The following is a 2,813-nucleotide window of genomic DNA, read 5'->3' as shown; positions in this document are numbered from 1 at the left end:
GCTCCAGCGGCGCTCTTCCTACCGGAATGCAAGAGCGCCGCTGGAGCGGCGCGGCCCGACCACGCTCGCTAGCCCCTCAGCGCTTCCCAGACGCGCTCGGGGGTGGCGGGCATGTCGATATGCCTGCCGCCCAGCGCGTCGACCAGCGCGTTCATCACCGACGGCAGCGAGCCGGCGCAGCCGGCCTCGCCGCAACCCTTGGCGCCGAGCACGTTGGTCCTGGCCGGCACCGCGTGATAGGCCATCTGGAAGAACGGCACGTCGGAAGCGCGCGGCAGCGCATAGTCGGTGAACGAGCCGGTCAGGAACTGGCCGTCCTCGCTGTAGACCGTGCGCTCGAACAGGGCCTGGGCGATGCCCTGCACGACGCCGCCATGGCTCTGGCCTTCCACCAGCAGCGGATTGATGACCGTGCCGAAGTCGCTGACCATGGTGTACTTCACCACCGCCACCGTGCCGGTGTCGGGATCGACCTCGACCTCGGCGACATGGGCGCCGTTGGGGAAGGCCGACGGCGCCGCCTCGTGGACATGGCTGACATCGAGCGTGCCGGGCACGCCCTCGGGCAGCTTCATCCCGCCACGCAGCTTCTCGGCCAGGTCCATGATGCCGATGCCGCGGTCGGTGCCGACGATGGTGAAGCGGCCGGCCTTGAACTCGATGTCGGCCGCGGCCGCCTCGAGCGCCACGCCGGCGATCTGCCGGCCCTTGTCGATCACCTTGTCGGAAGCTTCGACGATGGCGGCGCCGCTGGCCATGATCGACTTGGAGCCGCCGGTGCCGCCGCCCGCGATCAAGAGGTCGCTGTCGCCCTGGATCAGCCTGATGCGCTCGAACGGGATGCCGAGCTTCTCGTGCAGCACCTGGGCGAAGGCCGACCAGTGGCCCTGGCCGTAGTCGAGCGTGCCGGTGATGATGCTGACATCGCCGTTGGGCTCGAAGCGCAGCCCGCCCATCTCCTTCTGCGGCGGCGCCGTCACCTCGAGGTAGTCGCCGACGCCCAGGCCGCGCAGCTTGCCGCGGCGCGCGCTTTCGGCCTTGCGCGCGGCGAAGCCGTCGACATCGGCAAGCTGCAGCGCCTTGTCGAGCAGCGCCGTGAACTCGCCGCTGTCGTAGGTGGTCCCCGACGCGGTCTTGTACGGCATCTCCTCGGGGCGGATATGGTTGCGCCGGCGCAGCGCGATGTGGTCGATGCCCATCTCGCGCGCCGCGGTGTCGATCAGCCGCTCCATGAAGTAGTTGGCCTCGGGGCGGCCGGCGCCGCGATAGGCGCCGACCGGCGAGGTGTTGGTGAACACGATGCGTGACGAGACCTCGATCAGCGGCGTGCGGTAGATGGCCGCGAGGTTGCGGGTCACGCCCATCGATCCCATCAGCGGCCCGACATTGGCGAGATAGGCGCCGACATTGGCGAAGCCGTTCAGCCGCACGGCCAGGAAATTGCCGTCCTTGTCCAGCGCCAGCTCGGCGTCGAAGTCATGGTCGCGCCCGTGCTGGTCGGACAGGAAGCTGCCGCTGCGCTCATCGGTCCACTTCACCGGCCGGCCCAGCAGCTTGGAGGCGTGGAACAGGCCGGCATACTCGGGGTAGGGCGAGCCCTTCATGCCGAAGGAGCCGCCGACATTGCCGGTCAGGATGCGCATCTGCGCCGGCTTGATCCCCAGCAGGGCGGCCATCTGGTGCTTCAGGCCGAAGGCGCCCTGGTTGCCGGCATGGAGCGTGTAGCGGTCGGTGGCGGGATCGTAGTGGCCGATCGCGGCGCGCGGCTCCATGGCGCAGACCACGATGCGGTTGCTGATCAGGCGCAGGCGCGTCACATGGGCGGCGGCGGCGAAGGCTTCGGCCACCTTGGCGCTGTCACCATAGTGGAAGTCCAGGCAGATATTGCCCGGCACATCGTCGAAGACCAGCGGCGCGCCCGCCTCGGCCCCGGCCCGCGCGTCGGTGACGGCCGGCAGCGCCTCGATCTCGAGCATCACCGCCTCGGCCGCGTCCTTGGCCTGGGCCACCGTCTCGGCGACCACGACAGCCACCGGGTCGCCCACGAAGCGCACCTTGTCGGTGGCCAGCGAATAGCGCGTCGGCGTCTTCATCGGCGTGCCGTCGCGGTTGGGCACCGGGATCAGGGTCTTGAGCGGGCCATAGCCGGCCGCGTTCAGCTCGGCCCCCGTCCAGACGCCGAGCACACCGGGCATGGCCTTGGCCTGCGCCGTGTCGATCGCCTTGATGACGCCGTGCGCCACCTGGCTGCGCACCATCACGGCATAAGCCTGGTCGGGCAGGCTGAGATCGTCGGTATAGCGGCCCTGCCCCCGCAGCAGGGTCGGGTCCTCGCGGCGCGGCACGGGTTGGCCGATGCCGAACTTCATCGATTCGAACTTGATGGCGTCGAACGGCGCGTTCATCGATCAGTCCAATAAGGTGGGGCAATGGCGGTCAGCCTAGCATGGAAGGGGGGACCGGGAACCCTGACCGGCTGCAGGCGTGACATGCAGGCGCGCGGTGGTGACTCCGGATGCCCGCCTTCACGCAGATGACGACGCGCGCGTCATCGGAACCGTCAGAACCATCGCTGCCGCTGCCGTCGTCTGTCATCCCGAGCGCAGCGACGGGTCTCCCCGGGACGGCACACCATGCGCGCTTTCCGGTGGGATCCCTCGTTACGCTCGGGACGACAGTCGTGACTCGCCTAGCAGCCTGTCGGACTTGAGCCGAGAGCTGGAATGAGATTCATTATCGAGGGTTGATATTGGCTCGAGCCAGCGTGGTTGTGATGAGTAATTTCCGCCAAGTTGATCGTCAGACCGATTTTT

General features: G+C 68.4%; 1 protein-coding gene. It reads right to left on the bottom strand.

The genetic code is table 11. The annotated features are described in order from the left end of the window. Positions 1-68 precede the first annotated feature (68 nt). The gene (locus tag FHP25_RS40395) at positions 69-2,405 is read right to left on the bottom strand and encodes a xanthine dehydrogenase family protein molybdopterin-binding subunit (protein ID WP_147852674.1); all 2,337 of its coding nucleotides are present in this window, start codon (positions 2,403-2,405) and stop codon (positions 69-71) included. Positions 2,406-2,813: the final 408 nt, after the last annotated feature.

Source organism: Vineibacter terrae (assembly GCF_008039615.1).
Taxonomy (GTDB): domain Bacteria; phylum Pseudomonadota; class Alphaproteobacteria; order Reyranellales; family Reyranellaceae; genus Vineibacter; species Vineibacter terrae.
Note: the sequence above shows the minus strand (reverse complement) of the source record. Positions and strands in the feature narration are given on the sequence as shown.